Raw genomic sequence first — 4,854 nt, 5'->3', positions numbered from 1 at the left:
ATATCATAGTTACTGTGCCCGCCTTGCATAATGGCGGAAATCCTTTCCAGTCCCATACCCGTATCCACCGAGGGCTTTGGCAAAGGCTTCATCACTCCATCCAGCTGACGGTTGTACTGCATGAAGACGATGTTCCAGATTTCAATAAAACGATCGCCATCCTCTTCCGGAGTTCCGGGCCGACCACCCCAGATATGATCACCGTGATCATAAAAAATTTCAGTGCAAGGTCCGCAAGGACCGGTATCTCCCATCTGCCAGAAATTGTCAGAAGCGTATGGAGCTCCCTTGTTGTCGCCAATACGAATGATATTTTCAGCGGCAACACCAATTTCATTCAGCCAGATGTTATAAGCTTCACCGTCTGACTCATAAACCGTAACGCAGAGAAGCTCAATGGGCAGTTGCAGTTTTTCAGTCAGAAAAGTCCAGGCAAACCGAATGGCGTCATGCTTGAAATAGTCGCCAAAACTGAAGTTACCCAGCATTTCAAAAAAGGTGTGGTGACGAGCGGTATAGCCTACATTTTCCAGGTCATTGTGCTTACCACCAGCGCGAACACACTTCTGGGATGACGTTGCTCGTCTATAAGTTCGCTGCTCCCTGCCAAGGAATGTTTCCTTGAACTGGTTCATACCTGCATTGGCAAACAGCAGGGTTGGATCGTCGTGAGGCACCAGAGAGCTACTGGGTACAACTTCATGCCCATTTTCTCTGAAGTATTCAAGAAAAGCAGAGCGAATCTCAGCACTTTTCATATAGTTCACACGAGTCATACAGGTGTTTAAAAAGACACTGCTTTCCGTAGCCGTAGTCACGGCAATTGGTGGTCGCATTGATTATTCGCAGGCTCAATTCTTTGTGGATAATAAAGAGTTTTTTAAAACAGCAGAGAAACTGGATCTTTCCGAAATGGTAAAAGTTCGGGAGGGAATGGCTGCTGATAATCCGCTGAAAAAACAGGCTGATATGGCAATTGCTCGCTATCAGACTTATAAGGTTAAGTATGACGAAAAACACACGGATGATGAGCGTTTCTTTCTCAACATCAGCTTTTGGAAGCATCTTCGAGCTGAAGCACCTGAATTCTTCTTGTTGAATGAAAAAAGTGCATCCACTGCCACTGATGATGGCAAGCCAACAGAAGAAAAACCTTTAGTAAATCGTGAAAAGTCTGCTTTGGGAAAATTCCAAAGAGATCTTGAATCATTGGATGCTGCAGAAACAAAATCCAGCTTCAGTGGTGAAGATTATGGTCTCAATAAGGGGCTCCTTAAAAGCGCTGGACAAAGCCTTAATCAAGCAAGGGACTTATACGTAAAAAGCTTGCTAGAACTTGAAGATGCGAAAATTAAGGATGCCATTCTTATTGAAAAGGAAGTGATAGATGAGGCTACCAATGTAGCTAAAAAGATTAAGGTGGCTCCCGATGCAATCGTACTAAAAGGCTTGGACTTATCTGACGAAGGCGTTAGAAAAATAGTTCTTGAGAAGCTCGCTAAGGTTGAAGAAGTCTTTGAATTAATGGTGGATGGCAATGGTAAAATGGCTGAGCTTGGCTTTAAAACCAGAGTATTTGAACTGGGTGGTTTAGGTAGTGGCTTTAAAGAAGGTGAGACATTGCCTGTGATAGCATCAGCTGCGACTGGAGACGCTCTTGATAAGAGGGCATACGGTACCGTTGTTCTTTCTGAGAAATCCAGTGTCGTGCATCAAGGTTTTGGTACAAAGGAACGAGCACTCGATGCGTTTGTTGCTAAAGAAGGTACGTCTGTACGTGTCGCGAAAGATGGAGCTATACGATCTACAGTCATCTATCTGAAAGATGTTGATGAAGTAACGGGTGTTGATATCGAGAGTGATGGAATCAAAATCAAGCCTGTTAATACTTTTGTAGACTTGATTGGTGTTCTTCCCTAGAAATTGGAAGTTATGGAAGCAACCAAGAGTGAGAATGGTAAAAAGGTTTATCAGCCTGTTGCGCGAAAATCCACAGTAGCGGTTATCGAAGGTGCCAAAAAAGGTACTGTTAACTTAAAAGGCTATGAAGATGTTCATGTCAAAGGTTCTAGGTTAACCGTTCGGCAGTTAGGTGTTGCGGAAGATGGTGTTACTCCAGCATCCAGTAATGTCACCTTCACAGACAGTGATATTATTGTTGATGCAGGCTTAGACGATTCAGTCAAAGGCGGGAAAGGAATTGTAGCCGGTCAGAATATTGTTTTGAGTAATAGTCTTCTACGCATCCAGGAAGAACACAAGATTGCTCTGGAAAGCAATGCTTCCGATGTGTTCGAGGGTAATGACAAAGTTCAGGATAACAAAGAGCCAAACTCAATTACGCTTATTGAAATCAAAGCTGTACCAGTCAAGGGACTCAATGCCCAAAAGTCAATGGAAGGCTCCAACGATGGCTTTGATAAGCATATTGTGGATGTTGAAGCTGAAGATCTGCCTGATGTGTTTGAGGTTAGAAAAGGTTCTGTCTCTTATGTCAGCCTGACAGACATAGAGAAAGTTCTGGTCGAAGACGCTCAGCTTTATGCTGATGAAGTCAGTACCCTGGAAAAGCCATTGGCTTCATTTGACCTGAAAGGCAAAGCGACTGTTCGATCAATCTCTAATAATGCGCAACCTGTGTTCCTCGGTAAAGATACAGATGTAACTCTGGCTCTCGAGCAGGAAGTGTCCAAGGATATCCACGGTTTCAGAAACTTTGTACTGGACGGTGGTACTTTTGAAGGTGACCTGAAGGGATTTGCTGCTGAACACGGTGATGAAAAAGATCCAAAGCGCTTCAATGGTTCAACGGTTACTCTGAAAAGAGGTACTTTGAAAGGCGGTGAAATCGGTGGCGTTCTTGGTGAAGAAGAAAACGGTCATGTAAAGGAAGTTCGCGTAACCGGTCAGGTTGAAGTTAAGCCTGATACTACAGTTCTGACAACTCTGAACGCAGAAGCGACTATAAAGTCTCAAAAGGCTATCTATCAATCTACTGACCTTAAGCAGGTAAAAGTTGTTGCTCCTTTGGTTGTTGACTCCAAAGGTTCACTGAAACTCTTTAAGACGTTTAAGCAAAGCAAGCAGGATACGAAGGGTAATCCTGTTTCCATGTCAGCACCTTCACTATTAGCAATGGAGGGCAAAACGTTTGAGAAAGGCGCTAACCTGTTATTGGTTGTGGATCCATATGATCAATCAGTGTCGTCTGTCCCCTACGCCAGTGTTGATGGTGCCCTGAAGTTGAAGGGGGAGAATCAGGTCAAAATTGATTTGACTGGTATGGATGTTACAAAAGGTTTTGAAAATGCCAAAAATCTGTACGAGGAAGCTAAGTCTGGTAATGCTTTAGCTACTTCGATTGCAGTTATTGAAGCAGATACAGTTGAAGGTGACTTTGTCGCTCCAGACGCAGGTACTGTATTTTTAGATGCTTCCAGCAGTGAGTTTGCGAAGAGTGATAAGACTAACAAGTCTATGTACTCTATTAACGTGAAGTACGATCGCAATCCCGTTCAGAAGTTGCGCTCTCAACATAGCCTGTCTGAAAATCAGGCGAAAATGTATATAGCTACCTACGAATCGGCATTATCTACTGACGATCTGTCTTCGGCTCAGGCTATGTTCAACCAAGTAACAATGGCGGAAAAGCAGCAAACCATCAAGTTATTTGCTGACCAGCAGTTACCAGATCTGAATAACGAAGTGGGTCGTGCTTCGGTAGCTTTGCAAAATAAAATTAATGAGTCCATTGGTCGTCGTCTCAGCAGTAACCGTACTGGAGTGAATACCGGCGAAATGCATGAGTCTCAGGGATTCTGGGCTGAGTACATCTTCAGTGACGGAAAGCTTGATAATAAAGACGATTTGAAAGGTTATGAAGTCAAGGTTAACGGTGTCACTCTTGGTGTTGATAGCACTCTTAATGAACAGATGACGGTAGGTTTTGCCTTCACTTTGGGTGATACAAAGGTTGAGACAAACGACATACATCGTAATGCAACCACTGATACTTATATGGGTACCCTTTATACAGGATTGAATCAGGGTAATTACTTCCTGGATTCGATGTTCAGTTACGGTAAGGGAATCAATGAGTACAAACGTAAAGTACAGCTGGACAAGGTTTCTTACAAAGGTAAAGTGGATAGCACTATCTGGGGTGCACGTTTCGTAGCTGGCTATAACTATCAGATCAATCGCTGGACTCTTAAGCCTCAGATCGCCTTCGACTACACCAGTGTTAACTTTGATGATCTCACTGAAAAACTAACAGGTGATTGGGCTCAGAAACGTAAGATGAAAAAATTCGAAGTCACGGAGCTGGGTGCAGGTCTGAAGCTTATGGGTGATTTCGAATTGGGTCGAGGCGTGCTTCAGCCTGAGTTTGTGTTGATGGGATATCACGACTTTAAGGCTGATAAGCCTGAAACAACGGTGACCTTCATTCAAGGTGGTAAAACCTTAACATTCACAGGCAGTGATCCTGAGCAAAATCGCTTCGAAGCCGGTTTGGGTGTTAATTATAAGATGGAGAGCAACCTGAGTCTGAGTTTGCACTATGACAATAACTGGATGGGTGACTACAAGGCAGATAGCTTGAATGCCACTGTCCGTTATGAATTCTGATTAGTAGCAGATTAGCGTTTAACGACCAGAGTCTGTTACAAACTTGAACTTTTGGCTCCGCCGATGCGGGGCTTTTTTGTTTTATCCCTTGTTGTTCAGTTTTGAATATTGCCATAATGCCGTTGACTCCAGGGGGTTAAATCTCTATAGTTCGCTCCCGTTGGTGCAGTGCGCTCGTAGCTCAGCTGGATAGAGTACCTGGCTACGAACCAGGCGGTCGGAGGT

3 protein-coding genes are annotated in these 4,854 nt (G+C 43.8%); 2 read left to right on the top strand and 1 reads right to left on the bottom strand.

Annotation, left to right across the window (positions count from 1 at the left end):
- On the bottom strand, positions 1-758 hold a 758-nt coding region (locus KDK18_RS03180; RefSeq protein WP_257253156.1), incomplete at its 3' end, for an alanine--tRNA ligase-related protein.
- Positions 759-861: 103 nt separating this feature from the next.
- Between KDK18_RS03180 and KDK18_RS03175 the strand changes: the two genes are divergently transcribed.
- Positions 862-1,920, top strand: a complete 1,059-nt coding sequence (locus KDK18_RS03175; RefSeq protein ID WP_257253155.1) for a hypothetical protein — start codon at positions 862-864, stop codon at positions 1,918-1,920.
- Positions 1,921-1,932: 12 nt separating this feature from the next.
- Positions 1,933-4,629 carry an autotransporter domain-containing protein gene (locus KDK18_RS03170; protein ID WP_257253154.1) on the top strand — a complete coding sequence of 899 codons (2,697 nt, stop codon included), beginning with the start codon at positions 1,933-1,935 and terminating at the stop codon, positions 4,627-4,629.
- The last annotated feature ends 225 nt before the right edge of the window (positions 4,630-4,854 follow it).

It is taken from the genome of Endozoicomonas sp. SESOKO3, from assembly GCF_024606255.1.
The sequence above is the reverse complement of the archived record's forward strand: the minus strand, read 5'-3'. Positions and strand labels throughout refer to the sequence as shown.